Source organism: Alicyclobacillus acidoterrestris, from assembly GCF_022674245.1.
Lineage (GTDB): Bacteria > Bacillota > Bacilli > Alicyclobacillales > Alicyclobacillaceae > Alicyclobacillus > Alicyclobacillus acidoterrestris.
Map to the genome: position 1 here is coordinate 1,752,746 of NZ_CP080467.1, position 26,717 is coordinate 1,779,462.

Here is a 26,717-nt window from a genome sequence, read left to right on the forward strand (position 1 = left end):
TTTCATAGGAGCGGTTGAACATGGTTTGGCTCACTGTTGTGATTGTGGTTGTACTGCTTGTCGCTGTGGTGGGTGCCATGTCGTTTATGTTATATCGCAGAGCTACTAGTAATTGGCCGCATCCTCCCTACCGCACGCCAAGTGTGTCGCCAAATCCGGCGCAATGGGACGACAAAGGTTTGTACATTGCGTGGATTGGGCATTCGACTTTGCTCATTCGCATGGATGGCGTCAATATCTTGACAGATCCGGTCTTTTCTGAGCGGGTCGGCGTTCATATTCCCTTTGTCACCATCGGTCCGCGTCGCCATGTCGCGCCGGCTCTGTCCATTGAGGATTGCCCAAAAGTGCAATTGGTGCTGTTGTCGCACGCACATATGGATCACGTCGATTTACCCAGCCTGCGCCACGTGATTCACGAGGATACAGAAGTGGTCACAGCGAAGAAAACCTCCCGCCTCGTTCGGCGATTCAAGCCACAGAATGTCTATGAATTAGTCCCCGGTGAGACGATTGATTTAGCGTGTGGCGTGACGGTGACTGCATCGCGGGTGAAGCACTGGGGAAGCCGTTTCCCGTGGAATCGGGATCAGGGGTACCAGGGCTACGTCATCCGGCGAAACCAGTGGTCGGTGTTCTTTGCTGGAGATACGGCGATGACAGAGGATGTCGCCCAAGTCGCGCAGTTTGCACCGCAGGTCACTTGCATGCCGATTGGGGCCTATGCGCCGGAGACGTTTCAGGGTGCACATTGTACGCCAGAGCAGGCCTGGGAGATGTTCTTGGCGACAAAAGCAGAGCACCTGATTCCAATTCATCACGACACGTTTGTGTTGTCCCGAGAACCTTTGGACGAACCACTGAATCGACTGTTGCGCGCGGCAGCGGACAGGCGCCACCAAATTGCGCTGACGAAGCACGGGGAGACGTTTGTGTTAAAGGAGTAAGTGGGTGTCTATCACGGCACCACTTTCCTGGCATTCAATGACAAAATCTTAGGATTGACGTTTTCTTGGCTTTCTATGAAAATTCTGTTGATAGGAATCTTTCATCTATCGCTTTCTTGATAAACAAGGTTGATATCGCTCTAAATAAGGCTCACACCGGTGTTCTGTGACGTCGGCAGAGAATAAAGGAGTTCGACATGGGATGGTAGAGAATCGTTACGTTGGTTGGCCGGGTCTATTATCTGCGTATCGCGAATGGTTGCCTGTCGACAACCATACGCCGCAATTGTCCTTGCACGAGGGGAATACGCCCTTGGTGTATGCAACCAAACTCAGTGAGATGTTGGAGAATGACGTCTATCTCAAGCTTGAGGGGGCGAATCCGACCGGATCGTTTAAAGATAGAGGGATGGTCCTGGCTGTCGCCAAGGCGAAGGAGGCGGGCAAAGATACAGTCATTTGCGCCAGCACGGGCAATACTTCCGCGTCTGCAGCCGCGTTCGCCGCGCGGGCGGACATGCAAGCGGTCATTCTGATTCCTCATGGCTATGTGGCCTTGGGCAAACTGGCGCAAGCAGTACAATATGGGGCTCGAATTGTCGCCATTCGCGGCAACTTCGACGAAGCGCTCGCGATTGTCCGCGAGATTGCCGATGGTCTTGGCATGGCCGTGGTGAATTCGGTGAATCCATACCGGCTGCAGGGGCAACAGACTGCGGCGTTTGAAATTTGCGACGCCTTGGGCACAGCGCCAGATGCGCTGTTTATCCCGGTCGGCAATGCGGGGAATATCAGCGCGTACTGGATGGGGTTTGAGGCGTACGCGAAGGCTGGCAAGGTTCTGAAGACGCCAAACATGTTTGGTTTCGAGGCCGAAGGCGCCGCAGCGATTGTCCGCAATCAACCAGTTGAACACCCGGAGACATTTGCTACGGCCATTCGCATTGGGAAACCCGCGTCTTGGGACAAGGCGGTACATGCGGCAGAGGCGTCCGGTGGCGCGATTGACTTCGTGACGGACGATGAAATCGCGCAGGCGTATCGGCTTATCGCACGCGAGGGCCTGTTTGCGGAACCGGCTTCAGCCGCCAGTGTGGCAGGACTTATCAAGCGTCACCAACATGGTTTGCTGGGACGCGGCCAGACACTCGTTTGCGTGCTCACCGGCAATGGTTTGAAAGATCCGGATAGCGCCATTCGCCTGGCCGGGGATGTGACGGAAGTCGTGGATAGTGATCAGCATGCGGTCATCAAACTCCTGGAGCGCCGCGTATGAACAAGACCATCGAGGTGCGCGTTCCCGCGACCAGCGCCAATTTGGGACCTGGGTTCGACTGCCTCGGATTGGCGCTGGATTTGTTCAACACGTTTCGGATGACCATCGGCGCACCGTTTGCCATCGAAGTCACGGGAGAATCCTCTGAGCGCCTGCCGCGGGGGGAGGAGAACGCCGTCGTCCAGGCAATGCGCCGCGTGTTTGAGGACGCTGAGATGCCGCTCGACGCATTGCCGACGTTTTCCCTGCACCTAGATAACCAGATTCCCGTGTCGTCGGGCCTTGGTTCCAGCGCGTCGGCGATTGTTGGCGGGATTGTGCTTGGCAACGCGGTGATTCAGCAGGTCGCGCCCAACCGCGTTCGTTCACTGGCGAGGCTCCTGGAATTGGCGACGGAGATGGAAGGGCACCCAGACAACGTCGCACCAGCGCTGTTTGGCGGATGTGTTCTGGCGTTTCGCGACAAAATCGGCTTGCGCACGACGCCGGTTCCAATTCCGGACGGTTTGCGGTTTGTCGCTGCGACACCGGATTTTGCGCTGTCTACGGAAGATGCGCGAAAAGTGCTGCCTACTGTGTATCCGCGCGCAGAAGTCATTGACAACGTCGCTCAGTGCGCTCGGCTCATGTTGGCGTTATCCACGGACAATTTGGACTTGCTGCGCGGTGGCCTTGTCGACCATTTACATGAACCATACCGGCGCCCCTTAGTGCCTGGGGCGCAGGAGGTCGCTGCAGCGGCTGTCGATGCGGGGGCGCTCGCCGTGACCATCAGTGGGGCAGGCCCCACTTTGTTGGCTTGGTGTCAGGCGGAGTCTGCGGTCACCATTGCGGATGAGATGACGTTAGCGTGGTTGAACGCAGGCATCCCTTGTCGCGCGCTGTCGCTGCGGCCTGCACAGACGGTCACAGCGGCGCGGTGCTTCGATACGCCGACGTAATCCATGAAGTCGTCCAGCGGATGAATATCCCCCTAGGGGGTCGTGTCCGTGACCGGACCCGTTTTTTTGGCATACGGTGTGAAGACATCGACCTACGAAGGAGCGGGTGTTCGTGGGGGATTTGCCAAATCGCCGACTGGAAGAGGTTTTAGAGGATACGTATGGGCTCTTGGTAACGCAGATGTCGTGGCACGATTCGCTTTACCTGAAGCGTGTGGCTGCGAAGGTAGAGACGAGTTCCGGATTGTTGAAATTGAAGCGATATACCGGGAGTGAGCAGGCGCTGCGCCAATATTATCGACGGTATCTAGCCCTTGCCCGGACAGGGTTTAAAGGACTGCCTAGGTGGTATCGGACGGCCGAGGGAAAACCTTATGTCGCCGTTCAGGACGAATTGTTTTATCTGATTGATTGGATTGAAGGACGGCCATTTCGGTTGTCTTCCACAGACGCCCGTCGCTTAGGTGAAGCACTTGCCGAGATGCATCGCGTTCGGCCCGACACAGCGGGCTTTCGCAAGCCCAGGTGGCGGGATCAGCTGCGGCAAGTCACCCAGGCGAGGCGCTTGCTTCGAGGCGGCATTGCAGAGCGGTTGCCAAAGGATGCCCGCCGCTTTATCGAACAGCAGGAATCTTTGCTCGACGAGACTTTCCGCCACGTCGCCGACAGCTTGACGGTCCGCCATCGACTCCTGAAATCCGGCGTTGTTCACGGCGACGTCACACTCCCGAACATCTTATTTGTCGATCACCGCGCCCGTTTTATCGATTGGGAGCGCCTCAATGTAGGATTTCCGTTAGAAGAGCTGGCCAAAGCCGCGATGAATACGTGTCATTTTTCCATCCTACACGTCGAACATCTCCTGACGGGTTACGATTATGATTTGTTGGATCACGACCAAAAAGAGATTTTTTCTACGTTTTTCGAGATTCCACGGGAAGTCGTGTACTTGCTTTTGCGTGCCTCTCGCGGCCACAGCACAAAGCACGACGCGTCTATGTGGACGTTTGTCCGTGACACTTGGGATGCTAGAATGGCACTCATCCGCCACTTTGCGGCGCGCTGACGTAGCCTTTACACCCTGCGGCTGCAGCTAGCGCGGGCCCGGGTGGGCTCGAACTTCTCGCCGCTTCACGTTTGCGTGGATGACGCGGACAAGCCTAAGCTCGCTAGTCAAAAACTATAGTACAATGTTGGAAAAGGAGCGTAGGCCAATGGATGAATTATTACATAACACATTAATGGAACATTTAGGAATGCAAGTTGTCGAGGCGACGCCGGATAAAGTGGTCATGACGATGCCCGTCGATTCGCGTACACACCAACCGATGGGGTTGCTGCACGGCGGTGCGAGTGTCGCATTGGCCGAGTCCGCAGCCAGTCTCGGATCACTGCTCAACGTCAACACGGACGAGAAAACCGCGGTTGGTCTAGAGATCAACGCGAATCATATTCGATCTGCCCGCGAAGGCATCGTCACTGCCGTCGCAACGCCGGTTCATCGCGGCGCTACCACGATGGTGTGGGACATTCGGATTACCAACGAACGCAACCAACTGGTTTGTATCTCCCGTTGTACCGTCGCTATCATCGCGCGCAAACCGACGCGGTAGTTCTTAGACTAGTGCTCAGACGGGGGTGGATACGATGTTCTTTGAATCGACCATACGCGTGCGCTTTGGCGACACAGACATGTATGGACACGTCAACAACGCGAGCTATGCCACCTTTATGGAAGAAGCGCGCGTGCAGTTTATCGAGGCGCACTTTGAGAAGTTATCGCTACCTATCATATTGGCCAGCGCATCTTATAAGTTTCTCGCGCAGACGAGGTTTCCCGAGCACCGTGATATCATCTCCCGCATGTGGGTGACGAAAATGGGCCATTCGAGCGCGGAACTGACGACGCATCTCTTGGCGCAGGATGGGACACGCCTGTGCGAATGTGTCGTCACGGTCGTTCACTTTGATTACCATACCCAACGGCCAACACGATTGCCAGACGACGTGCGGCAGGTGTTTCAACAATATCTTCACGGCGAAGGGGAAATTCCATATGGCGAATGAGAATCCTGCAGTACCGGAGAGTTGGATCTCTCCGGGAAATTTATTTTCGCTTGTCGGTAAACGTGCGGTCGTCACGGGTGCGAGTCGGGGAATTGGTCGGGCTCTCGCGATTGGTCTCGCTGCAGCGGGCGCCGACGTGGTGTTGATGGGACGTGATGAGGTCGCTTTAGCCGAGGTGTCGGAAACGATTCATCAGTATTTTCCGAAGCGTCAGGTGCTTGCCTATGCGTGTGATTTGACAGATGTAGACGCCATCACGGAGGCGGTCACAGCGATTCACGATGCAGGTGCGGTGGACATTCTCGTGAACAACGCTGGCTTGAACATCCGCACGCCCGCACTCGATGTGACAAAGGAACAGTGGCAGACGATTATCGACACCGATTTGCGCGGTGCGTTTTTTGTAGCGCAGTCGTTTGGTCGCCACATGGTCGAGCGTCAGCGTGGCAGTATCATCAACATCTCGTCTGTCGGCGGGCACGTGGCTTTGCGCACAGGGGTCGTCTACGCGGCGGCGAAAGCTGGAGTCATTCAGATGACGAAAGTTTTGGCGATGGAGTGGGGGAAACATGACGTTCGCGTCAACGGTATCGGCCCGTGGTATTTCCGCACACCACTTACGGAGAATTTGCTGAACCAACCGGAATATCTAGCAGACATTCTGGCGCGCACGCCGCTGAATCGCGTCGGCGAATTGCACGAGCTGATTGGACCGACAATCTTCCTGGCGTCGGACGCAGCAAGTTATGTGACGGGGCAAACACTCTTCGTCGATGGCGGTATGACGATTTACGGATTCTAGGGAGCGGATGAAGCGATGGCGACGGAAGTCGTAATTGTTGGAGGCGGCGTTGTCGGGGCTGCGGCTGCATATCAACTCGCGTGTGCCGATGTTTCGGTGACGCTGGTGGACGCGGGGCACGATGGCAAGGCGACGGCGGCAGGTGCTGGGATTATCTCGCCTGCGTCGAGCATCAGTCCACCAGATGTATACTATCCACTGGCTTATGCGGCTGCGGCGCACTATCCTGCGCTACTTGCGCAACTCGCGGACGATGGTGAGCGTGAGACGGGTAGCGGTTATGACACGCGGATGACAGCCGCTGGCATGCAGGAGATTTTGCGCGAGGCGCTGCGAATTGCGCCAGGGCTCGGCGGTGCCGAGATCGGTGACATGCGCGTTGGCCTGCGCCCTACGAGCCCCGATGGATTGCCAATCTTAGGGGCCGTCCCCGGTGTCGAAGGCTTATTCGTAGCGACCGGGCATGGTGCAAGCGGCCTTACGCTGGGCGCGTACTCAGGAATTCAAGTGGCCAATCTCGCTGTGGGACAGGAAGTTCACGTCGATTTACAACCGTTCTCCGTGGAGCGGTTTGCTTGAACGGATGAATTTAGGCTGGTTTGGATGGACAATACGAAGGTAGCAAACGGGCGCTCGCAAACCGCAGATAGGGCGGATTTGCCGAGCGCCTTTTTTACCTGAAATACGAATTGTGTTAGATAAATTAACGAAAATGAAGCGTGATCGCAATAATTCTTGTCAAAATGCACATTCTTGTGTGAATATATAGAACATAAGCTGAGGATATGTCGGAATCATGCGTTGCGGTAGAGCCGTTCTGGGGTTGCACAAACGATGGAAGCAGCAGAGCGGACCGGATTGTCCGTGTGCATGTATCAAGCGTCCCTGTTGGCAGCGGCAAAACAGGCGGAGCGAGAAATCGGGCTAGGTCAGTATCGTGGTCCGCTCCACGGCATACCGATGGATGTTCGGTCCGTTCATCATCGTGGTGCGCTGGTCGAGACAATTTCACACGGTTACTCGACACGGGTTACGAAACCTGACACACCTGACGCATCGACTTTGACAATGCTGCAATCGGCGGGTGCTGTGTGTGCGGATATGTCACCTGTCTCACAGGCGACTGCTGTGAAGAACGGCATCACGATTGCCTCCACCAGCAAGGGCGCGGTAGAAGATGATGCCATCGTGGAAACCTCCCGATATGGCTTGATTGACTTTCGGCCCACACACGCCGTGCTCAGTCAACAAGGCGGGCGCTCCCTTGCTGGCGTATTGAATCACTTGCGATTCACGACGAGAACGGTGTGGGACGCCGCCGTGCTCTTATCCAGCTTGGTTGATTCGGACATCAGGCAGTCTGCAGGATCCGCTGTGCACCCGATCTTGTCCAGTACATCCTTTGGGCGTCATCTGCATGGGCTTACGATAGGCGTGGAGGAAGATTATTTTTTCGGACAGGTCGATGAACGAGTCGCATCGTGCGTTCGCGCGGCGATTCGACGTTTGGAAGCGCTTGGTGCAAACGTTCGTCCCGTGTCGATCCCGATGCTGTCGAGCGGGGCGTTGACAGATTGTGCGGCCGCATTATCTGAAGTTGGGGTCGGGGGACAGAGAGAGTTTCGGGATGTGGCACCTAGTGTCATCCAGTACGTTCAAGCTCAACAAGCCCGGTCGCACCTGCGCGCACAGATGAATCGCGCGTTCGGCTTGGTAGACGTGATGGTAGCCCCGTCGTTGCCCGTACATGCGTCCGATGTGAAGCGTGCGGTAAAAGGCGATGTGCGAGGAGGGGCACAAGCGTGGCTGCACCAGCTGCAACCGGCGAAGTGGACCGGTTTTCCGAGTTTGCATGTGCCGTGCGCACGGCGGGACGGTGCATCGGTCAGTGTGCAACTCATCGGCCCGGCATTTCGCGAGCGCTTGCTGCTCAAAGTCGGTTACGCGTTGGAAAAGAGCGGGTCTAAGGCGGGATCGGATGAAGCTGTTGAAATGCAGACTGCGTGACAGCGCGTTGAGATACAAAAACGGCGTCCAGGGAGGAAACTCCACGGACGCCGTTTTTGTATTTTGTGTCATAGGTATTGGCGCAACAGCCGTCAGGACGGTTGTTGCGTTGTCTTGGCACTTTCGGTCGTAGGGTCGCTGGTGAGATGGCTCAAGTTCACGTCCGGCATTCGGCGGCTGAGAAAAGCGCGCCGGGCTAGTGCCTCCGTGTCGTCCGCCAGGGGTTCGAGTTCCGGTGAGTGCCCTGCGTACGCCAATGCCGTGGCGAGCACGGCGTCGGCGAACTGCGGATTTTTCGGAAGCAGCGGTCCGTGAATGTACGTCCCCCATACGTTCAAGTGGTGAACGCCTTCGAAGCCGCTCTCGCCATCGTTGCCGTGCCCGTGAAGGACTTTCCCCAAGGGCTGGTGATGGTGAACCGTGCGGCCGCCGTGGTTCTCAAACCCCATGATGATGCCGTACTCTGTCTCAATCGCGACATTGCCGATAAGTCTCGGGAGCCCCGTTCCAGCGCTCGTATACATGTCGAGCACGTCGAGCCCCGGAATTTTTCGGCCGTCCGGCAACTGGTAATACGTGCCGAGCAATTGATACCCGCCGCAGATGGCCAACACCGGCAGCCCATTTGCGATAGCCCGCGCGAATTCGTCCTTGTGCTTGGCCAAATACGCTCCGACAATCTCTTGCTCTCTGTCAGAGCCGCCGCCCAACAGCACGAGGTCGTACGCAGCGAGGCGCGGCTGGTCGTGGTGTGTCACCTCGTGGACCACCGCTTCAATGCCGCGCCACCGCAGGCGCTGCACGAGCGTCAGAATGTTGCCGCGGTCCGCGTAGAGGTTCAATAAATCAGGATACAGATGCGCGATATTCAGCGTTCGCTCGCTCATTGTCTCTCGCCTTTGCCGTTAGATTGTGTACCGTCTTGTGCAGTAGGGTGTAGGTGCATATTGCGAAGACCGGCACGTGTTGGTGTTTGGCCGACTCAATCGCCGTCGCCACCGCTTCGTCCATGTCTTCGACAATTCGGATGCGCGACGTGTCGACGCCGGCGTATTTTAACCGCAGCGCCATGTCTTCTGCCCGAAAACCACTTGTGATGAACGAGACAATTCCCTCGTCCTCCGCAAACAGTTCAAAATCTGCGTCCCACAGCCAAGAGACGTCGCGGCCGTCGGCGGCGAGATCGTTAATGCCAATGACGACCAGCTTTTGGCCGGGTTCCGATGTAATGGCTTGGATCACGCTGTCACAACCGGTTGGGTTCTTCACCAGATTCAGCGTGACAGGAGCCGCGGTGTCAAACGTCTGCATGCGGCCATCTGGCGGGTTGTAATCGGCCAGCCCCTCGTGAATGGGGCCTGCCCACAAGCCAGCGACGCGCGCGCCACTGGCCGCTGCCAAGACGTTGTATGCGTTGTACAGGCCTTGCACTGGCATGGTCAACTCGATGTCTGGCACTTCCTGTTCGCGAAGCGTCAAAGATTTGCCGCGGTAGACGCCGATGAATTCCGGGTGTGGCCGCGAAAAATCGCAGGACGGGCAGCGGTAGAGCCCCAATTGACCGTACCAGAACGCGTCGTAGGTCAGTTCGTGGCCGCAGTTCATGCAGAACTGTCCGTCGCGCATCTGGCGGCGCAAGCCGGTGCGGGCCGTGTCGCGGGACATGCCGTAGTAGAACGTCTTGCGGCTCGCGCGCAGGCCGAGGTTGCGGCAGATGGGGTCATCCGCGTTCAACACAAGGCATGCGTCTGTCTTGCGGATGGCCGTGAACAGTTTCTCGACGGTGACGTCGAGCTCTCCATAGCGGTCAAGCTGATCTCGAAACACGTTCGTCACGATAATCAGCACAATCGGGAGGCTGTCCGCGATGAGTGGGAATGTCGCTTCGTCGACTTCCAGCACGGCGGTTTTTGCACGCAGTCGTCCCGTCCAGCTGGCGTGCTGCAAAAATGCCGTGGCGATGCCTTGTACGAGGTTAGCGCCTTTATGGTTGGTGATGACGGGTTCCTCGTGTTGCATCATCGCCGCCAAGAGTGAGGTCGTCGTCGTCTTGCCATTGGTACCGGTCACCACAATCACGCGCTCTAGCCGTTTGCCAAACCACGCAATGAGGCGCGGGGAAACTTTGAGCGCCATTTTGCCGGGAAAACTGGTGGCGTCCATCCCGCGCATGCGCAGGAGCCAGGTGACCAATTTGCCTATCCAAATGCCGAGCATGACTGTCGTCCTTTCCGAACAATCGGTGTGTCAGTGTTTCCGCATGTATTCGAGGACCAACCGGTCAATGGTGGCGTCCTCTGTCCAGCGGTCGTCAAAGTTCTCTGTCAGGAAATACTGCTGCAACTGCGACTTGGTCGTCTCGTCGTAATCCGAGCTCGATCCCGCCTCGTACCCCTTCTGCCGCAGCAAGTCGCGGACTTCGTCCAGCGTCCCGCCGGTGAGCGGGATGACGTCTTCTGGTTGCGTGCGGCCAAAGTACAGGCGCTGCAGGTGCAAAAGCCGGTCTAATTCGTGGATGGGGTCGGCGTGATCGTCTACGCGAAGGTCGATGAAGCGGTCGTTGAATCCGCCGTAACCGCCGCCTTCCTTCGCGATGTACAGCGCCGCGGATTGCATCCCACGCTTGTCCCCGCCTGCCGCTTGTGCGAGGGACAGGGCACGAATCATCCGATCCGCCAGCGCCCCCTCGGACTGAATGCCTTTGACGAGGCCCTCGACGACTGCGGCGGAGGCGAGGATGTTCCCTTGAGCGGCAAAGCCTACACCGGCGATTCCGCCTGCGTACGCGAAGCAACCGCTCCCGGTATAGGTTGCGCTTTGCCCCTTTGCGTCGACGATGCCAACTTGGCGGGCTGCGCTGTCCGCGTCGTCTCGAATCAGTTCGTCAATCACCGCCGAAGGGTGCATGCCGCGCTCCAGTAGTTCGAGTGCGCGCGGCCCGTAAGTCGTATTGGCCCAGCTTTGCGTGGCGATGGCACCCACGCCAGCTTTGACCCACGGCACGACGGAGCCGACTGCTAAAAATTTGGATTGCACGCCGACGCCGATTTCACCTGTGGCGGTATCGACAGCTACGATGGAGAAGGTGGCGACGGCGGGTACTTGGTTGCGTTTTGGGGTTCTCGACAAGACGGTCAGCTCCTTAGGAGAACATAAGTCAACAACGGTGAACAATGGAAAGTACAGCATCGCGATCTCAATTGGGCGCGACATCTCGGCGTCACATCGAAACTGTGCCGCGGACATGCGTCTCGCATGTCCTTCGTACGACCTTTCAGGTGGATTATACTATAATATAAGGACCGAAAGCGTCGGTGAAAGGATGAAGTCTACATGTTTACGGAATCTTCCATTGAGGCAAACAATAAACAGCAATTCTACAACCAATTAGCTACACAACTTCATTACCTCATCACTGGCGAGGCAAACGCCATTGCCAACTTGAGCAATGCGTCGTCGCTGTTGAATGTGTACCTGCAGGATATCAATTGGGTCGGATTCTACCTCTGGAGTGAAGCCGACAATGAATTGATTCTTGGCCCCTTTCAAGGGAAGCCAGCGTGCATTCGCATTCCGGCGGGCAAAGGCGTCTGTGGATCAGCCGTCGCGTCACGGCGAACCATGGTCGTGGAAGATGTGCACGCGTTCCCGGGGCATATCGCGTGTGATCCTGCGTCGAGATCGGAAATTGTCGTACCGATTGTCGTGCAGGATAAGCTGATTGGCGTGCTCGATATCGACAGCCCGCGCGTGGGTCGCTTTGATGAGGAAGATGCAGCTGGCCTCGAGCAAGTGATGGAGGTTCTGTGCAAGCACACGCAATTTTGATGCAATCGCCCGACGATTGGCTCGGGGCTTTCAATTAGTTAGATAACGAGGTTTTGATTGGATAGACACTTGTTCGATAGACACCTGAAGGAGGAGTATTTGTGGTTTTATATGGCTACCGCCGTTGCTCGACTTGTCGCAATGCGCTCAAAACCTTACAGGATAGCGGCGCGCAGGTCGAGTTTCACGATATTGTGGACATGCCGCCGAGCGAGGAGATGATTCGCACGTGGATGGATAAGTCCGGACGCCCGATTGAGGACTTTGTCAACACGCGCGGCACCGTGTATCGCGAACGAGATCTCAAAAACGCCAAGTTTACAGAGGACGAGTGGGTTCGCGAACTATCGCAAGATGGCAAGTTGCTCAAGCGACCGATTTTGGTCACGGACAAGGAAGTGTTCGTCGGATATCACGAGGGCGCATACCGCCGAATTGCTTTAGGAGCGGGCGCGTAAGATGCCCCGGCTCTTTTTCGGCCTCGAGTTGCCCGCCGACTGGAAGTCCAGCTTGCACCAGGTCCAGACGAGCCTCCAGGCGCGCCACGTCCACGCGAGCGCCTGGAGCAATCCAGAACTCTTACATATCACGGTCTTGTTTTTGGGCGTAGTGGAAGACGCCGACCAGGACGCCATTGTCGAAGCTGGCGAACAGGTCGCGCGCCTCGTCACGCCGATCCGGCTGACCACCGGCTCACTCGGCCAATTCTCCCGCAACAAGGTGTTTTGGCTCGGGCTCTCCCGAAACGACTCCGACTGGGACAAACTTCAGGCCCTGCACCAGGCAGTTAAGGGGGCGGTGTTAGAGCGTCTCCCGCTCGATCTCGACGAGAAGCACTACCGCCCCCACATCACCCTGGCCCGCAAGCTCTCCACGCAAGTCGACGTCGAGCGGTTGCCCACGCCGGCGCCACTGTCGGCGGTCATCCCCGACCTGTGCCTGTTCGAATCGACGCGCATCGACGGCCAGCTCCAGTACCCAGTGCGGGCCCGCTTCGCGCTGTCGGCTACTGAGTAGTAGAGGGGGCAGGGAGCCGGCGGGATCGGCGGAGGGTGCCGGGTGCCGGCAATAAGGCACGTTTTGTGCACTATTTGGCCGATTGAGGACCAGACGGGGCGAATAAGGTCTGAAATTTACCTTAAATTCATCGGATCCGTCCAAAATTCGCGAATTCCCAGCGAATAGTGCAGATTTTGGTGCTTAAATCCGCCGCATCTCCTGTCTGTGACCAATTAGCGCAAAAAACATGCCTTAATGGCTCATGTCGATCCCGCCGGTCCACCGCAACCGTTGCGCCAGCCCGGGCCATGTCGATCCCGCCGCGCCCGCTGCGCTATTCCAACTCCATGCGAGTAGGCGCGTATATGAGATGTGGGACATCGTCGTAGGGTAAGGCAGTGAAGAATAGACAATCGGCAGATTCATGCTCGTAGGTTCTTGTGAGCATGTAGTAGTTCCAATAGACTAAGAGAGGCGTTACACAGAGGATAGCCACCACCAACCAAAGCGCCACAGTGCAAACACCCGCTTTCCTGCAGAATGCTGACAGCCCCAAACCATCGCTGACAGCGATGACGACCACGGATGTCGTCCCTACCTACCTCCATCGTATACACCCAGTGTTGCAATCCTGAGAGAATTCCGTGAACCGCGTGTAAATGGTATGTGAAAAGTTGATGTTTTGCTCGCGTGGCACACACTGCATCGCACGCATCGACACGTATCGCGCATGGCCACGCACTGCACCGCGCGCATCGCACCGCAGCGAGTTGGCATTTCCCCGTCCCAGCCGTGCAGGCGTTACGACGGATTGTGCGTCCGACGCTGCGCTTCTGCGTAGTAAATGAGGCCCATGGCGTCGAGGCGGATGTCGATGTCGAGTGCGTCAAGATTTTGGGGGAGGTGTCCTTGAGCTTCGAGATCGGCCATGAGAAGGCGACGCAGTTCGTCCATGACCGTTTCCAGCTCGATGCCTGGGCCGTAGATTTTATCGATCATCGCCGCATAGGCGTCCACCAAGCGGCCGGTATCGTGAATCGCGGCGGCTTTGGCCGAAGCGCCGAAGTGGGTGTGATAGATCCAATCGAAGGGCAAATCTTGCAGCATGGTGAGGGTGTGGTGGATGGCAGTGGGATCGAAATCGATAGGCGAACTCGACGGCGCGATGAATTCAAACGGGAACCCGGTGAATCCGGTGCGATAGCGGATGCCCGCGGCGTCACCGGCAAAGAGTACGCCGTCCTCTTCGCTGAGGATGGTGAAGTGGTGCTTGGCGTGGCCGGGGGAATCGAAGAACCGAAGCGTCCGTTTGCCGATGGACAGGGTATCTTCGTGATGGCGAACCAAAATGTTGTCTTGCGGGATTGGCAACATGCTGCCGAAGAGCGCATCTGTTTCCTGCCCGTAGACCTGCGCTGCACTTGCCCAGAGTTTGCTGGGATCAGCCATGTGACGGGCGCCGCGCGGGTGCACGACCAATTTCGCTTGTGGGGCGAGGGTGAGGAGGTGGCCGGCGCCGCCGGCGTGATCGAGGTGGACGTGCGTCACAATGACGTACGCGAGGTCCTTGGGCGCCAGTCCCAGCGCCGCAAGGCCGTGGCACAGGGCATCGTGGGACGTGGCCGCGCCCGTCTCGATGACCGTTGGCCGTTCGTCGAGAATCACGTAAGCCCCTGTGCGACACGGTCGGCCCTGCTCCAGCAAATCAATCTGCCAAATGTCCCCACGCATTTGCACCGGCTTGGGAAACGCCTGAATTTGCATCAACGACACTCCTATCCGCCACTTGATTGAGCGATTCGTTAACGTTTATTCTTCCGACTTCCTTTATTTCCATCGCGATCCCGCTGTCCCGACCGCCCCTGCCGACTCGCCGCCGACTCCTGTTGGGCTTTCCAGGTGAGCGAAATGTTTCGCCGAACAGGCTCCTGTGATGCTTTTTGCCTACTCGTTGACCCGACGCTGGATTGCCATGGTGACGATCTCCTCGAGGACAACGCCGTCACTTGCGCGGGTCGCTGTTTCCGATCCCGCTGTTGACCCAGCCTTGGCAACTGCTCGCCCCGGTCCGCACGGAACTCATCCACCGACACGATTTCGGCCAGCGAATCGACGTCTGTCGCGGTCTCCAGCGTCTCGCGCGAGACGCTCATGAGGATGCCCATGGCGAACAAATTGAGCACGATAGCTGTCCCGCCGTAGCTGATAAACGGCAGCGGGATACCGGTGACCGGCAGCAGCCAGGTGACCGCCGCGAGGTTGATAGCCGCCTGAATGATAATGGTGCTTGTCAAACCGATGGCGAGCAGCGCCCCGAATCTGTCCCGCGCGTATCGCGCAATTCGAAATCCCCGCCACACGAGCACGGCGAAGATAGCGAGCAGTCCGGCGTCGCCGAGCCAGCCCCATTGCTCCGTGAACACCGAGAAAATGAAGTCCGTGTAGGCTTCTGGCAGATACCCGGTGGCCATGATGCTGTTGTCGAACCCCCGGCCCGTCAGTCCACCATTGGCGATGGCCGTGAGCCCCTGAATCAATTGGTAGCCGGAGGTGCTTTGTACATTCGGATCAAACGGGTGAAAAAACGCATCCAACCGGCTGCTCCGATACGACGCCAAGCGAATCAGCAGGTACCCGACAGGCGCCAACACGCCGAGCGTCACGATAATCGGCCGCATGCGCAGCCCGGATGCAAACATCAGCACAATCGCCGTGCCGAACAGCGCCATCGACGTCCCCATATCGGGCTCGATGAACACCAGCCCCGTCAGCATCAGCACCACCATAATGGCGGGGCGGAATGCCCGGCGCGAATTGTGCAGAACGGTCATCTTCTTCGTCAGCAAAAACGAGAGGTAGATCACGGCCACGATAATCGCCACGGCAGACGGCTGCAAGTGAATGCTCGACGCACCCAGCCAACGCGTCGCACCGTTACTGCTGTGGCCTACACCTGGCACTAGCACAATAATCAAAAGTCCCGTGGCGATGAGCAGCAATTTCGGCGCGTGCTTGAACCACGTGTGATAAGGCACATATGTGATGACCCCGAAGACGACGAGGCCAAACAATCCAAACGCCAGTTGCCGGATGGCCATATGCGCCGCGGAGGTATCATGCTGCAAGTCATAAACCGTGCTGGCGGTAAAGACGGTGATTACGCCGATCCCGGTGAGCATGAGGACCACTATCATGAGTATGTAATCTGGTTGATGTCGTTCGGTCCGCAAATGGAACACCACCTTGTCACGCAGACAGTCCAATTATCTTTCGACATTCAGCGACGTTTTCCCTTCCAACCGGCGTCGCGATTTCACTCCAGTTGCCAAGTGTGACAGATACGGTGTTCCCGTTGCGCAAATTGACGACCGAGGAGGAATGATGTGGAATTCACTGAGGAAGCGGAGGCGTTGCCGGGCCGGCATGTGGCGCCGGGTGTGTCGGTTATCCGCCGGGATCCTATGCCGCGATCCCGGCGGGTCGCCGTGTCGACCATTGTGTGGGGCGGGCCCGGGTGGGTAGTCTGGATACGGCTGGGCGGGCAGTAGATGATGTTTCGGGGCCCGGACGCGCCCGGGCCAAAATAATGCACGATTTCTGCCTTATTCGCAGCACATCAGAAGATGCAGGGTATTTAGTGCATGAATTTTGTCTTATGCCCGCAAAATCAGCTGAGAATGGGTCACTCGAGGCACAATAAGGTAAATTTTCGACTCTAAGTGGCCTGTGTTCGCAGAATTGCCACAGATAAGGCAGAAAAGTGACCTTATGCCGCTCGGCGCTCGCCGCTCAGCCGCCACCCCAGCGCCACCCCAGCGCCACCCGCCACCAACCTACCACCAGTGCATGCCGATCGCTGTAATCCCGATGATGGCTGCGAGGGGGATGGCGATATGCCAGCCACCGCCGCCACCCGGTGGCGGTACTGGAGGGCCGCCGGGGCCGAGTGGCATCTGCCGCAGGGCTTCGTCAGGCTGGAAATAGGACATGGGTAGGGCGCCAAGTTGTGGATCCCGCACTGGGACGTGCCCAAGGATGATATGATGTCTGTTGAGATGAACAATCACGCCTTCAAAGCTACCGTATCGCGTATGCAAGTGAACGTGCTTGCCTAGGTATTCGCGCACGTGACGATGCGTAACCATGGATATACGCCTCCTTTTCGACACTGCCTAGCTTATGGGGCACGTATCCCGGATGTATCGGCGAACGCACAGATTGTCCGGTGTGGCATGACGTCCTGCACAGACTGTCCGTCGTCGTTTATAATTGGGAGGGATTGCGCAATGTCCGCGCATCGGCGCACTGAGACTGCGGAGTTTCTGACGATGGCGCACCGCGGAGCGTCGCACGTGGCGCCTGCAAATACGTGGCCAGCGTTTGAAATGGCGATAAAAATGGGCGCGAATGTCATTGAGACAGATGTGCATTGGACGAAGGACGACCAATTGGTCATCTGTCATGATCCAATGGTCGATGACGTCACCGAAGGCACCGGCTACATTCGCGATTTAACGTATGCGCAGCTGTGCGCGCTCGACTTTGGCTATCAGTTCACGCTGGACGGCGGGGAGACTTTTCCGTTTCGCGGAAAGGGAGTTCGCATTGTGCGGTTTGAAGAGCTCTTGGAACGTCTGCCTGACGTGCGGATCAATGTCGATTTAAAGCCGGATCGACCACGAGTAGCCGCGTTTTTGCGAATCCTCGACGCGCACAAGGCGTTTGAACGCGTGATGTTGGCGTCGTTTTCGCATCAGACGTTGGTGGAGGCGCGAGCGAGGAGTGCGCGTATCGCGACGAGTGCATCGACGCGCGAAGTGATGGGATTTCTCCTGCGTGGACCGGAACTTCGGCGGGCCATGGGGCACAAAGCGAAGGTCCCGTATTTGGCACTGCAAGTGCCGCGCACGGTTTGGGGGAGGCCGCTGGTCAACCGAAACTTTGTCAGGCGGGCACACGCCATTGGCGTCCAGGTCCACGTGTGGACGGTCAATGACGCGCGGCAGATGATAGATTTGATGGAGGCGGGCGTCGACGGAATCGTCACGGACTGCCCGGATATTTGCAAGTCTTCGCGTGCGAAGTTTTTGGCCAATTTGGCTAGATGATCTAATGAACGGACATTATCCGACTCGAACACGGAGGTAACTGGTTTGGAAATGCTGCGTCGCAACATTCGTGATTTGGACTTCACCGTGTTTGGCGTCCTTTTGTTGCTGGCGGCATATGGCACGATTGCCATTGACGCCGCGACACATAGCCATGCGAATCCCTATATTCCAAGTCATATTATGGTCAATCAAATTGTCTACGAAATCGTCGGTGTGCTTGCGCTGTTGGCGACGACCGTCTTCGACTACCGGGTACTGCGCAAGTACCGATGGTGGCTGTATGGGATATCTAGCTTTTTGCTCCTGGTCGTCTTTGGGCTGCCTGCGCGCAACGGCGCACACTCCTGGATTGATCTCAAAGTCGTCACCGTACAGCCGTCGGAGTTGGCCAAAATCGCCCTCATTATCTGGTTGGCCGCGTTTATGGCGGATACCGATGAGAGCGAAATGCCCGACTATCGCTTGCGTCGCGTTTGGGTTTTGGCGCCCATCGTGCTCGTGCCGTTCGCGTTGACCTTCGAAGAGCCGGCCTTGGGACAGGCGTTGGTCATCATTGCGATGTCCTTGACGATGTATACGGTGTTCGCGAAACGGACCCACTTTGCGATGATTATGCTGCTCGTGCTTGTCGTCGTCATCGGCTTCAGTGTGGCGGCCGTGATGTTTTCGCAGCAGTCCGAGGTGTTCATCAACCAGGTACTCGTGGATAAGCTGCATATCTTGAAGAGTTATCAGGCGGATCGAATCACTACCTGGCTCGACCCGAATTACGACGTGCGCGACGCTGGATACAACATCCACATGGCACAAATTGCCATCGGTAGCGGTCAGTTGTTCGGCGAGGGATTGTTTAATGGTATCGAGACAAAAGGTGCTTGGGTGCCGAACCAGTGGACAGACTATATTTTCTCGGCAATTGGTGAGGAGTTCGGATTTGTCGGGGCGGCGGTGCTCGTTCTCTTATTCCTGATATTGATGTATCGTTTAGTCAAGATTGCGGCGACGACGGATGATCCGTTTGGAATGTACATGGCCATCGGCGTCATTGGCATGTTTTCCTTCCAGGTGTTTGAGAACATTGGCATGGACATGTACCTGAGTCCGTCGACGGGTATCACGCTGCCCTTTATCAGTTACGGGGGTACTTCGCTCGTCATTGACTATGTGGCTGTTGGGCTGGTGCTCAGCGTTGGTGTGCGACGCCGTAAATTACGCTTTGATTAAGGTGAGAAATCAGGGGTAAGGAGAGAAATCAGTGGATATCCGCCTAGCAGAACGAATGAATCGATTGCCCGCGCAATTTTTTGCGGCATTGACCAAGCGCGTCGCCGAAGTGCAGGCGCTTGGTCACGATGTGATCAACCTCGGACAGGGGAATCCGGATTTGCCGACGCCGAAACATGTGGTCGAGGCGCTGCGTACGGCCGTATTAGACCCTACGACACATCGCTACAGTCCGTTTCGCGGATTGCCTCGCTTAAAGCAGGCGGTCGCGGATTTCTACGCGCGCACCTACGGCGTCGAGTTGAATCCGGAAGAGGAAGTTGCCATCCTTGTCGGCGGGAAGACGGGCCTCGTGGAAATTGCGGAATTGTACCTGGACAAGGGAGATCTTGCGTTAGTGCCCGATCCCGGTTATCCCGATTACTTGAGTGGCATCGAGTTGGCGGGTGGAACGGCAAGGCCGATGCCAATTACGGCGGAGAACGGCTACTTGCCAGATTTGGACGAGTTGTCGCCAGCGGAGTGGGCGCGGGCGAAGGTCTGGTATTTAAACTATCCGAACAATCCAACTGGGGCAGGGGCCACGCCGGAGTTTTTCGATGCGGTGATTGAGCGGGCGAAGGCACACGATGTCGTCGTCGTGCACGACTTTGCCTACGGGGCCATTGGCTACGACGGCGTTCAGCCACCTTCGTTCTTGCAAAGACCTGAAGCGAAAACGGTCGGCGTCGAGATTTACACCATGAGCAAGACCTACAACATGGCCGGATGGCGCGTGGCGTTTGCGGTAGGCAACAAAGATGTGATCGCCCATTTGAATCTCATCCAAGATCACTACTATGTCTCGATTTTTCCGGCAGTTCAGGAGGCGGCTGTGGCGGCTTTGACGTCAGATCAGACGTCGGTCAAAGAACTTGTCGACACCTATCAGCTCCGTCGCGACGCATTCATCGCTGAGGCACAGCGGCATGGGCTGTTGGTGCCAGCGCCAGCGGGATCATTCTTCTGTTGGCTGCCGATTCCAAAGGGCGTCGATTCGGTGACGTTTGCCGAAGAATTGTTGGTCGGTGCACACGTCGCAGTCGCGCCTGGTCGTGGGTTTGGCGAACACGGTGAAGGATATGTGCGCGTAGGGCTTCTCAATACGGAGGAGCGGTTGCGCGAAGCTGCTGTTCGAATCGCGGAGTTTGTACATAGGCGCTACGTGTAGGCGGGCGTTTGGCCGTCATAAACACGCGTCGCGACAGCCCTAGGCGGGTGCCAGGGGCTGTCGCGACGGATACTGAAGTATTAGGGTATCGTTCGTGTTAGATGTGCTCGTCGTCATCCGGATCCCACGTGCGTGGCGGCTTGATGGAGAAAACGAGGAAAAGTATCCCCACGATAAGCATCAAAATTCCCCACCAGAGGTTCAAATTGAACGATATCGCCCGCGGTTGGTGCGCAGTGACCAGTCCATAGATGCCCAGGAGCAATCCGTAAAATGTGAAGATGATGCCGAGTAGCCGGCGTAAATCGAGCATAGCTGGTTTCTCTGAATCGTTCATGTTGAACTCCCCCTTACCAGAAGATGATGTCCAGGGCGACGAACAGTGCCAGCGAGATACACGCTAAATACCCAGGGCGTTTATACCAGCGCAAATGTTTGTAAGAAGGATACTTTTGCACGCCATAGACAATACCTTTGAGTTCTTCGTCCGTCTTTGGTTTTGTAAACAGGCTGACGAGAATGCCAATGGCGGTTGCGACCACCCAAACCCAGAACGACTGCCAGAACGTCTTTGCGTTTGGTGTGGCAAAGTGAATCGGCAGTGCCCAGTAGAAAATGCAGGCGAAGATGATGCCGGAGACCAGCGAACTAAATCCGCCCCATGCGGTTGTGCGCTTCCAAAACATGCCGAGCAGGAATGTTGCGAAAATCGGGACGCTGAAGAAGGAAAACAGCGTTTGCATGTAGTCCATAATACTTGGGAAGCTTCCAGCGATAAACGCGGTGAAAATCGACAAGATCATGCCGACCGTCATCGCCAGGCGACCCATCCAGACATAGTGGCGGTCGGACGCCTTTTTGTTAATGTACGCTTGATAGATGTCGTACGTCCACACGGTCGTAAAGGCGGTGATGTTGCCTGCCATGCCCGTCATGAAGCTGGCGAGCAGCGCCGTGATACCCAGTCCAATCATGCCGGTTGAATAGTATTTCGCCATGAGCATCGGCAGTGCCATGTTATAGCTCGTTCCGTCGTGTCCAATGTGCGGGAAGACGGCGAGTGCAACCAACCCGACGACAATGTCGACGAGGGGGACAAACACTTTAATGAATGACGCGTAAATCGGTGTGACCTGCGCGGCCCGCATGCTGCGCGCGGCAAAGGTGCGTTGGACGACGAGGAAATCCGTTGTCCAGTAGGCGAAACCCATCACGAAGCCCAGGCCAAAGACGACTGCGAACCAGTTCGTTCCCAGTGCGTTGTGCGATGTGCCGAGATCGGCCCAAACGTGGCCATAGTTATGCGGTATATGGGACACCAGTCCGTGCCAACCGCCGAATTTCACTAAGCCAATAATGGTTAGGGGCAGAATTCCCAAACAGATGAGAAAGAACTGCGTCACCTCGGTGAAAATGGAGGACGTCAGCCCACCTAGGAAGACATAGGCGAGGACGACGACCGCGGACACGATGATGCTGACGACCAACGACCAGCCTAACAGTGCCTGCAGCACAATGCCCATGGAGTAAAGGCCGATACCGGAGACCAACACGGTCATCACGGCAAACGAAAAAGCGTTTACACCACGCGTTGCCTCGTTGAAGCGCAGTTTCAGGTACTCGGGTACCGATCTCGCCCGGGACGCCCAGTAAAATGGCATCATGTAAAGACCCATGAAAATCATCGCGGGAATGGCGCCAATCCAGTAAAAATGCGTCTCAATCATGCCATATTCCGCGCCACCCGCACTCATGCCCAGCACTTCCTGCGAACCTAGATTGGCCGACATAAAGGCAATACCGGTAATCCAGGCTGGAAGTGAACGGCCGGAGAGGAAAAAGTCTTCACCGGTCCGGGTGTATTTGCGGAGCAGCCACCCAACCATTAGGACGAACACAAAGTACGCGAGAATGATGACATAATCGATAGCGCTTACGTGAAATAGACCTTGCAATGGGGATACATCTCCTTTCAGTTATAGTTCGACAATGCGGTGCGTCAAGCGGTAGACTGAATTTCGTGGAAGCGCTTCAATCAGCAACACTATATCATATATTTTCAAGTTATGATCTATTCTTGGATAATTTCTGATTCATAAATGATAATTTATGCTGATTACATGAAAAAACAAATCGAAAACATGAACAAAAGTGATAACATATGATTAAAAGTGATAATCGAAGTCGGAGGTGGATGCATGTATCCGGCGCAACGTCGTGACGCACTTGTTCGGTTGCTGTCTACAGAAGGGTTTGTGTCCATTCACGATTTGGCCACGCGGTTTGACGTCTCGGAAATCACGATTCGGCGCGACCTCAAGGTTTTGCAACAACAAGGGCTGGTCGAAAAGGTCGTGGGTGGCGGACAGTTGACCAAGAGCGCGAATGAGCCAACCTTTATGCATAAACGCGTCCTTCAGCAAGCGGAGAAGGAGCGCATTGCGACTACGGCATTGACGCTCATCGAGTCCGGTATGACTATCGGACTGTCCGCGGGGACGACCACCTGGACACTTGCGAACCGCTTGCGGTACGGCATTCGTGGCATTGAGCACCTGACATTTGTCACCAATTCTACGAATGTGGCGATTGCGCTGAAATCGAACGGATGGGATGACATCCACTTGACCGGCGGTCATTTTCGCACCCCGTCAGACGCGCTTGTCGGTCCGTTGGCGGAGGAGAGCGCGAGAAGGCTGCACACTGATCTCCTGTTTCTCGGCGTTCACGGCGTCGATCTCGCCGCGGGCGTGAGCACGCCCAATTTGCAGGAGGCCTCGATTGACCGGGTGTTGATGGAGCGCACCGAAACGGTTGTTTTGGTGTTCGATCACACGAAGTGGGGCATCCGCGCGCTCGCACATCTGGCGACATTGGACGAAGTCGATGTCGTCGTGACAGACGAAGGGGACAACGCGCGCGAAATTGCCCAACTTCGTCAACTGGGTCCGGAAGTTTTGACCGTTTCAAGCTCGCAATCGGAAGGAGTCGACAACCATGGCAGAACTGCGTTTTAACCCATTGTTGCGGGATTGGACAATGGTCGCTTCGAACCGGCAAAAACGTCCGAATATGCCGAAAGGCGACTGTCCGTTTTGTCCAGGATCAGGCAAGGTCCCTGATCACTACGACGTGTACAAATACGACAACGATTTCCCTGCGTTATCGCCGACACCGCCCGAACCAGATGAGGTTGCCACAGGCTTGTATCAAACCGCCCCGTCGTACGGCAAATGTGAAGTGATTTTGTATTCACCGGACCACCACGCCACGCTGCCGCAGTTGCCGATTTCGCATATTCGCAAGCTGGTGGATTTGTGGGCGGAAAGGTTTCAAGCACTCTCCCAGGACACTCGCCACAAATACATCTTGATTTTCGAAAACCGTGGGCCAGAGGTCGGCGTGACGATGCCGCACCCGCATGGGCAAATTTACGCCTACCCCTATGTACCACAAAAGTTGCGCGTGGAACTTGAATCCTGTCGAGATCACCATGCACAAACTGGACATTGCCTCATCTGTGACATCAACCACGAGGAGGCGTCGTTTGCCGAGCGAATGCTCATCGAGACGGACGCGTTTGTCAGCTATATTCCATTTTTTACAGATTATCCGTACGGGGCGTTCATCTCCAGTAAGGCACATAAATCGAACATTCTCGATTTCACGGACGCAGAGCGCGACGACTTGGCGAAAATACTCAAAATCGTGACGGCAGGGATGGACGCACTATTTGATAGGGAGTTTCCATACATGATGGTGTTGCACCAGAGCCCGGTCAATCTCCCCGGTGGGTTGGATGCGCCAGGTTTTGCGGCGCCGGTTCAAGTGGCAAGTCAGGATGCCGAAAAAACGTCCCAAAGTGATATGGATACCTACTACCACTTTCATATTGAGTTCTATCCGCCGCTGCGCGCCAAGGATAAGTTGAAATATCTCGCATCGTCCGAGACGGGGGCGTGGGCGCCATGCAATCCGCTCGCAGTAGAAGACACGGCACGCGTCTTGCGTGAAGCCATCATGCGGAAGAAGGAGGAACTTGGTATTGATTAACGAGACGGCGGTCATTCAACAATTGGCGCATGCTAAATCCCGATTTCTAACATGGTCGCCCGGCGGCGTGGAAGATGTCCGCGTGTTTTACGCACCGGGTCGCGTGAATTTAATTGGGGAACACACGGATTATAACGGCGGTTACGTGCTTCCGGCGGCGCTCGACATGGGGACGTGGGCGTTCGTCCGGACGCGCGAGGACGGTGTCATCCGGTTTGCGTCGACGTCTTTCGCGCAAATCGTGGAGACGCCTGTGGAACAGATGGTCTATCGTCAAGCGGATGACTATGCGAACTACCCAAAAGGCGTCATTCACGAGTTTCAGAAACGGGGATTCGCGGTACCGGGGTTTGACGTGTTATTTCACGGGAATTTGCCGAACGGCGCTGGGCTGTCGAGTTCCGCGTCGATTGAGGTGGTCACGGCGGCCTTCGTGAACGCGTTGGTGCAGGCGAACCTGTCGCTTGAAGAAATGGCGCTCGTGTCGAAGGCGGCGGAGAATCAATTTGTCGGTGTCAACTGCGGCATTATGGATCAATTTGCGGTGGCCATGGGCAAACAAAACCATGCGATTTCTTTGAACTGTGACACGCTTCACTATCAGTTGGTGCCTGTCTCACTCGACGGGGTGACGTTGGTTATCGCCAATACGAATAAGCGTCGCACGCTGGCGGATTCTAAATACAATGCGCGCCGGAGCGAATGCGAACAAGCGCTGCGTGAACTGCAAAAAATTCGCCCGGAACTCAGGACACTTGCGGATATCGGCGAAGCGTGGCCAGAACTCGAGCCTTATGTAACGGATACGACGCTCAGACGGCGCGCGCGCCACGTGGTACTCGAAAATCAGCGTGCCAAACGGGCGGTGGAGGTACTGCGGGTGGGTGACACAGCGCGCTTTGGCGAGATGATGAACGCGTCGCATCAGTCCTTGCGCGACGACTACGAGGTAACCGGGCCGGAGCTCGATGCGTTGGTCGAGGCGGCGTGGTCGGTCGAGGGCTGTATCGGATCGCGAATGACGGGCGCCGGCTTCGGCGGATGTACGGTAAGCCTCGTTTCGACCGATTGCCTGGAGGAATTTATGGTAGTGGTCAAGGCGCAATACGTCGCGAACATCGGCTACGAGCCTTCGTTTTATGTAACCGGTGTCGGGGATGGGGTTCAAGAAGTCACGGAGGAGGTTCTTGCATGTCTGTCTTAGTTACGGGCGGAGCAGGCTACATTGGGAGTCATACCGTGGCCGAACTTGTCGCGCACGGCGAAGAGGTCGTGGTGGTCGACAACCTGTCGACAGGGCATTCGGGTGCCATTTATGCGCTAGGGGTTCCTTTTTATCACATGGACATTCGCGAGACGGAGCGCCTGCGTGAAATTTTCAGTCGGCATGCGGTTGACACGGTGGTACATTTTGCTGCCAATTCGCTGGTAGGCGAGAGCGTGCAAGACCCTCTGAAGTATTATGAAAACAATGTCGCGGCCACTGGGCGGCTGCTCGAGGCGATGGTCGAGTCTGGCGTGCAAAACATCGTGTTCTCCTCGACGGCCGCTGTCTATGGTGAGCCGGCGCGCGTGCCGATTGCAGAAACCGACGCGACTTCGCCGACAAATCCGTATGGCGACACGAAATTGACGATTGAGAGAATGCTCGACTGGTCCTATCAAGCGTATGGGCTGAAGTCGATTCGTCTCCGGTATTTCAATGCCGCTGGCGCACATCCGACGCTGCCGATAGGCGAAGACCATCGACCGGAGACGCACCTGATCCCAGTGGTGTTGCAGGTGGCTTTGGGACAGCGTGAACACGTTGCAATTTTTGGTGACGACTACGATACGGAAGATGGGACTTGTGTGCGCGACTATATTCACGTCATGGACTTGGCGAGTGCACATCGCCTAGCTATCGAGCGGATGCGCAGTGGCGAAGGAACTGCGGAGTCATTCAATCTGGGGAATGGGACAGGCTTTTCCGTTCGACAAGTGGTTGAGGTATCGCGGAAGGTGACGGGGCACTCGATTCAAGCGGTGAACGCTGCCCGTCGCGCAGGGGATCCGGCCCGCCTCGTCGCCTCTTCCAGCCTGGCGAGGTCCACGCTTGGCTGGACGCCGCAGTTCGCCGATTTGGAGACGATTGTCGCGAGCGCGTGGAACTGGCATCAAGCACATCCACAAGGTTTTGGGGAGTGAATGATTCACTCCCCGCTTCCTTCTATATAATAGGCACACCCTATTTCGTGCCTTGCAGTCCTCTT

The 26,717-nt window shown here is 56.4% G+C and carries 27 protein-coding genes; 19 read left to right on the forward strand and 8 right to left on the reverse strand.

Annotated elements, in window-relative coordinates:
* The first annotated feature begins 20 nt into the window (after nt 1–20).
* The 9 genes from K1I37_RS08080 (at nt 21) to K1I37_RS08120 (ending at nt 8,040) form a co-directional block, all read left to right on the forward strand.
* A complete protein-coding gene (locus tag K1I37_RS08080) occupies nt 21–947 on the forward strand; it encodes an MBL fold metallo-hydrolase (protein ID WP_021295873.1) in 927 nt (308 codons plus the stop codon).
* 202 nt (nt 948–1,149) lie between these two features.
* Complete coding sequence (thrC, locus tag K1I37_RS08085; RefSeq protein ID WP_021295872.1) at nt 1,150–2,223, forward strand: threonine synthase; 1,074 nt, start codon at nt 1,150–1,152, stop codon at nt 2,221–2,223.
* Nucleotides 2,220–3,164: a homoserine kinase gene (gene thrB, locus K1I37_RS08090; protein WP_021295871.1), complete on the forward strand. Its 945-nt coding sequence runs from the start codon at nt 2,220–2,222 to the stop codon at nt 3,162–3,164. Before thrC ends, thrB begins: the two co-directional genes overlap by 4 nt.
* A 112-nt stretch (nt 3,165–3,276) precedes the next feature.
* Nucleotides 3,277–4,230, forward strand: coding sequence for an aminoglycoside phosphotransferase family protein (locus K1I37_RS08095; protein WP_021295870.1), 954 nt, complete (start codon nt 3,277–3,279; stop codon nt 4,228–4,230).
* A 148-nt stretch (nt 4,231–4,378) separates the two neighbouring features.
* Nucleotides 4,379–4,777 carry a hotdog fold thioesterase gene (locus K1I37_RS08100; RefSeq protein WP_021295869.1) on the forward strand — a complete coding sequence of 133 codons (399 nt, stop codon included), beginning with the start codon at nt 4,379–4,381 and terminating at the stop codon, nt 4,775–4,777.
* A gap of 34 nt (nt 4,778–4,811) precedes the next feature.
* On the forward strand, nt 4,812–5,231 hold the full coding sequence (locus K1I37_RS08105; protein ID WP_021295868.1) for an acyl-CoA thioesterase: 420 nt from the start codon (nt 4,812–4,814) through the stop codon (nt 5,229–5,231).
* A complete protein-coding gene (locus K1I37_RS08110; RefSeq protein WP_021295867.1) occupies nt 5,221–6,033 on the forward strand; it encodes an SDR family NAD(P)-dependent oxidoreductase in 813 nt (270 codons plus the stop codon). The genes K1I37_RS08105 and K1I37_RS08110 overlap by 11 nt, the downstream gene beginning before the upstream one ends.
* A gap of 15 nt (nt 6,034–6,048) precedes the next feature.
* Nucleotides 6,049–6,612, forward strand: coding sequence for an NAD(P)/FAD-dependent oxidoreductase (locus tag K1I37_RS08115; protein WP_021295866.1), 564 nt, complete (start codon nt 6,049–6,051; stop codon nt 6,610–6,612).
* Between the two features lie 255 nt (nt 6,613–6,867).
* The gene (locus K1I37_RS08120) at nt 6,868–8,040 is read left to right on the forward strand and encodes an amidase family protein (protein WP_021295865.1); all 1,173 of its coding nucleotides are present in this window, start codon (nt 6,868–6,870) and stop codon (nt 8,038–8,040) included.
* A gap of 92 nt (nt 8,041–8,132) precedes the next feature.
* Here the strand turns inward: K1I37_RS08120 and K1I37_RS08125 are convergent, their stop codons facing one another.
* The 3 genes from K1I37_RS08125 to K1I37_RS08135 are packed head-to-tail and all read right to left on the reverse strand — an operon-like array spanning nt 8,133 to nt 11,169.
* Complete coding sequence (locus tag K1I37_RS08125) at nt 8,133–8,927, reverse strand: type 1 glutamine amidotransferase (protein ID WP_021295864.1); 795 nt, start codon at nt 8,925–8,927, stop codon at nt 8,133–8,135.
* Nucleotides 8,887–10,257, reverse strand: coding sequence for a Mur ligase family protein (locus K1I37_RS08130; RefSeq protein ID WP_021295863.1), 1,371 nt, complete (start codon nt 10,255–10,257; stop codon nt 8,887–8,889). The genes K1I37_RS08125 and K1I37_RS08130 overlap by 41 nt, the downstream gene beginning before the upstream one ends.
* Before the next feature lie 30 nt (nt 10,258–10,287).
* Nucleotides 10,288–11,169: a DUF1028 domain-containing protein gene (locus tag K1I37_RS08135; RefSeq protein WP_031218298.1), complete on the reverse strand. Its 882-nt coding sequence runs from the start codon at nt 11,167–11,169 to the stop codon at nt 10,288–10,290.
* A gap of 204 nt (nt 11,170–11,373) precedes the next feature.
* Between K1I37_RS08135 and K1I37_RS08140 the strand changes: the two genes are divergently transcribed.
* The 3 genes from K1I37_RS08140 to thpR all read left to right on the forward strand — a co-directional run bounded on the left by K1I37_RS08140 (nt 11,374) and on the right by thpR (nt 12,885).
* A complete protein-coding gene (locus K1I37_RS08140; protein WP_021295861.1) occupies nt 11,374–11,868 on the forward strand; it encodes a GAF domain-containing protein in 495 nt (164 codons plus the stop codon).
* A 101-nt stretch (nt 11,869–11,969) separates the two neighbouring features.
* Nucleotides 11,970–12,326: an arsenate reductase family protein gene (locus K1I37_RS08145; RefSeq protein ID WP_021295860.1), complete on the forward strand. Its 357-nt coding sequence runs from the start codon at nt 11,970–11,972 to the stop codon at nt 12,324–12,326.
* A gap of 1 nt (nt 12,327) precedes the next feature.
* Nucleotides 12,328–12,885, forward strand: a complete 558-nt coding sequence (thpR, locus tag K1I37_RS08150; RefSeq protein WP_021295859.1) for an RNA 2',3'-cyclic phosphodiesterase — start codon at nt 12,328–12,330, stop codon at nt 12,883–12,885.
* 783 nt (nt 12,886–13,668) lie between these two features.
* Here the strand turns inward: thpR and K1I37_RS08155 are convergent.
* The 3 genes from K1I37_RS08155 to K1I37_RS08165 form a co-directional block, all read right to left on the reverse strand.
* The gene (locus K1I37_RS08155) at nt 13,669–14,631 is read right to left on the reverse strand and encodes an MBL fold metallo-hydrolase (protein ID WP_021295857.1); all 963 of its coding nucleotides are present in this window, start codon (nt 14,629–14,631) and stop codon (nt 13,669–13,671) included.
* A 38-nt stretch (nt 14,632–14,669) separates the two neighbouring features.
* Nucleotides 14,670–16,106 (reverse strand): FtsW/RodA/SpoVE family cell cycle protein, encoded by a 1,437-nt coding sequence (locus K1I37_RS08160; protein WP_236613852.1) that lies wholly within the window; start codon nt 16,104–16,106, stop codon nt 14,670–14,672.
* 594 nt (nt 16,107–16,700) lie between these two features.
* Nucleotides 16,701–17,012, reverse strand: coding sequence for a hypothetical protein (locus K1I37_RS08165; RefSeq protein WP_021295854.1), 312 nt, complete (start codon nt 17,010–17,012; stop codon nt 16,701–16,703).
* Nucleotides 17,013–17,153: 141 nt separating this feature from the next.
* Between K1I37_RS08165 and K1I37_RS08170 the strand changes: the two genes are divergently transcribed.
* Genes K1I37_RS08170 through K1I37_RS08180 form a run of 3 tightly spaced genes read left to right on the forward strand, consistent with a single transcriptional unit; the run spans nt 17,154 to nt 20,412 of the window.
* Nucleotides 17,154–17,975 carry a glycerophosphodiester phosphodiesterase family protein gene (locus tag K1I37_RS08170; protein ID WP_021295853.1) on the forward strand — a complete coding sequence of 274 codons (822 nt, stop codon included), beginning with the start codon at nt 17,154–17,156 and terminating at the stop codon, nt 17,973–17,975.
* 51 nt (nt 17,976–18,026) lie between these two features.
* Complete coding sequence (locus K1I37_RS08175; RefSeq protein WP_236026460.1) at nt 18,027–19,202, forward strand: FtsW/RodA/SpoVE family cell cycle protein; 1,176 nt, start codon at nt 18,027–18,029, stop codon at nt 19,200–19,202.
* A gap of 31 nt (nt 19,203–19,233) precedes the next feature.
* Nucleotides 19,234–20,412, forward strand: coding sequence for a pyridoxal phosphate-dependent aminotransferase (locus tag K1I37_RS08180; protein ID WP_021295851.1), 1,179 nt, complete (start codon nt 19,234–19,236; stop codon nt 20,410–20,412).
* Between the two features lie 97 nt (nt 20,413–20,509).
* Here K1I37_RS08180 and K1I37_RS08185 read toward each other — a convergent pair whose 3' ends face one another.
* Together K1I37_RS08185 and K1I37_RS08190 are read right to left on the reverse strand one after the other, a co-directional pair.
* Nucleotides 20,510–20,749: a hypothetical protein gene (locus tag K1I37_RS08185; RefSeq protein ID WP_021295850.1), complete on the reverse strand. Its 240-nt coding sequence runs from the start codon at nt 20,747–20,749 to the stop codon at nt 20,510–20,512.
* A 13-nt stretch (nt 20,750–20,762) separates the two neighbouring features.
* A complete protein-coding gene (locus K1I37_RS08190) occupies nt 20,763–22,367 on the reverse strand; it encodes a sodium:solute symporter family protein (RefSeq protein ID WP_021295849.1) in 1,605 nt (534 codons plus the stop codon).
* Nucleotides 22,368–22,610: 243 nt separating this feature from the next.
* On the opposite strand from K1I37_RS08190, the gene K1I37_RS08195 reads away from it, so the two are divergent.
* From K1I37_RS08195 to galE, 4 genes are read left to right on the forward strand one after another with little or no spacing between them, the layout of a single operon-like run.
* Complete coding sequence (locus K1I37_RS08195) at nt 22,611–23,429, forward strand: DeoR/GlpR family DNA-binding transcription regulator (protein WP_021295848.1); 819 nt, start codon at nt 22,611–22,613, stop codon at nt 23,427–23,429.
* On the forward strand, nt 23,410–24,465 hold the full coding sequence (gene galT / locus K1I37_RS08200; RefSeq protein ID WP_021295847.1) for a galactose-1-phosphate uridylyltransferase: 1,056 nt from the start codon (nt 23,410–23,412) through the stop codon (nt 24,463–24,465). Before K1I37_RS08195 ends, galT begins: the two co-directional genes overlap by 20 nt.
* Nucleotides 24,458–25,669 (forward strand): galactokinase, encoded by a 1,212-nt coding sequence (locus K1I37_RS08205; protein WP_021295846.1) that lies wholly within the window; start codon nt 24,458–24,460, stop codon nt 25,667–25,669. The genes galT and K1I37_RS08205 overlap by 8 nt, the downstream gene beginning before the upstream one ends.
* On the forward strand, nt 25,657–26,652 hold the full coding sequence (gene galE, locus K1I37_RS08210; protein ID WP_021295845.1) for a UDP-glucose 4-epimerase GalE: 996 nt from the start codon (nt 25,657–25,659) through the stop codon (nt 26,650–26,652). Before K1I37_RS08205 ends, galE begins: the two co-directional genes overlap by 13 nt.
* Nucleotides 26,653–26,717: the final 65 nt, after the last annotated feature.

What these genes read in the sequence shown, in the direction of transcription:
- thpR (WP_021295859.1), top strand. Translation starts at nt 12,328, where the DNA reads ATGCCCCGGCTCTTTTTCGGCCTCGAGTTGCCCGCCGACTGGAAGTCC.
- K1I37_RS08195 (WP_021295848.1), top strand. Translation starts at nt 22,611, where the DNA reads ATGTATCCGGCGCAACGTCGTGACGCACTTGTTCGGTTGCTGTCTACA.
- galE (WP_021295845.1), top strand. Translation starts at nt 25,657, where the DNA reads ATGTCTGTCTTAGTTACGGGCGGAGCAGGCTACATTGGGAGTCATACC.
- K1I37_RS08115 (WP_021295866.1), top strand. Translation starts at nt 6,049, where the DNA reads ATGGCGACGGAAGTCGTAATTGTTGGAGGCGGCGTTGTCGGGGCTGCG.
- K1I37_RS08155 (WP_021295857.1), bottom strand. Translation starts at nt 14,631, where the DNA reads ATGCAAATTCAGGCGTTTCCCAAGCCGGTGCAAATGCGTGGGGACATT.
- K1I37_RS08185 (WP_021295850.1), bottom strand. Translation starts at nt 20,749, where the DNA reads ATGAACGATTCAGAGAAACCAGCTATGCTCGATTTACGCCGGCTACTC.
- K1I37_RS08165 (WP_021295854.1), bottom strand. Translation starts at nt 17,012, where the DNA reads ATGGTTACGCATCGTCACGTGCGCGAATACCTAGGCAAGCACGTTCAC.
- K1I37_RS08170 (WP_021295853.1), top strand. Translation starts at nt 17,154, where the DNA reads ATGTCCGCGCATCGGCGCACTGAGACTGCGGAGTTTCTGACGATGGCG.
- thrB (WP_021295871.1), top strand. Translation starts at nt 2,220, where the DNA reads ATGAACAAGACCATCGAGGTGCGCGTTCCCGCGACCAGCGCCAATTTG.
- K1I37_RS08100 (WP_021295869.1), top strand. Translation starts at nt 4,379, where the DNA reads ATGGATGAATTATTACATAACACATTAATGGAACATTTAGGAATGCAA.
- galT (WP_021295847.1), top strand. Translation starts at nt 23,410, where the DNA reads ATGGCAGAACTGCGTTTTAACCCATTGTTGCGGGATTGGACAATGGTC.
- thrC (WP_021295872.1), top strand. Translation starts at nt 1,150, where the DNA reads ATGGTAGAGAATCGTTACGTTGGTTGGCCGGGTCTATTATCTGCGTAT.
- K1I37_RS08110 (WP_021295867.1), top strand. Translation starts at nt 5,221, where the DNA reads ATGGCGAATGAGAATCCTGCAGTACCGGAGAGTTGGATCTCTCCGGGA.
- K1I37_RS08175 (WP_236026460.1), top strand. Translation starts at nt 18,027, where the DNA reads ATGCTGCGTCGCAACATTCGTGATTTGGACTTCACCGTGTTTGGCGTC.
- K1I37_RS08140 (WP_021295861.1), top strand. Translation starts at nt 11,374, where the DNA reads ATGTTTACGGAATCTTCCATTGAGGCAAACAATAAACAGCAATTCTAC.
- K1I37_RS08105 (WP_021295868.1), top strand. Translation starts at nt 4,812, where the DNA reads ATGTTCTTTGAATCGACCATACGCGTGCGCTTTGGCGACACAGACATG.
- K1I37_RS08125 (WP_021295864.1), bottom strand. Translation starts at nt 8,927, where the DNA reads ATGAGCGAGCGAACGCTGAATATCGCGCATCTGTATCCTGATTTATTG.
- K1I37_RS08120 (WP_021295865.1), top strand. Translation starts at nt 6,868, where the DNA reads ATGGAAGCAGCAGAGCGGACCGGATTGTCCGTGTGCATGTATCAAGCG.
- K1I37_RS08080 (WP_021295873.1), top strand. Translation starts at nt 21, where the DNA reads ATGGTTTGGCTCACTGTTGTGATTGTGGTTGTACTGCTTGTCGCTGTG.
- K1I37_RS08130 (WP_021295863.1), bottom strand. Translation starts at nt 10,257, where the DNA reads ATGCTCGGCATTTGGATAGGCAAATTGGTCACCTGGCTCCTGCGCATG.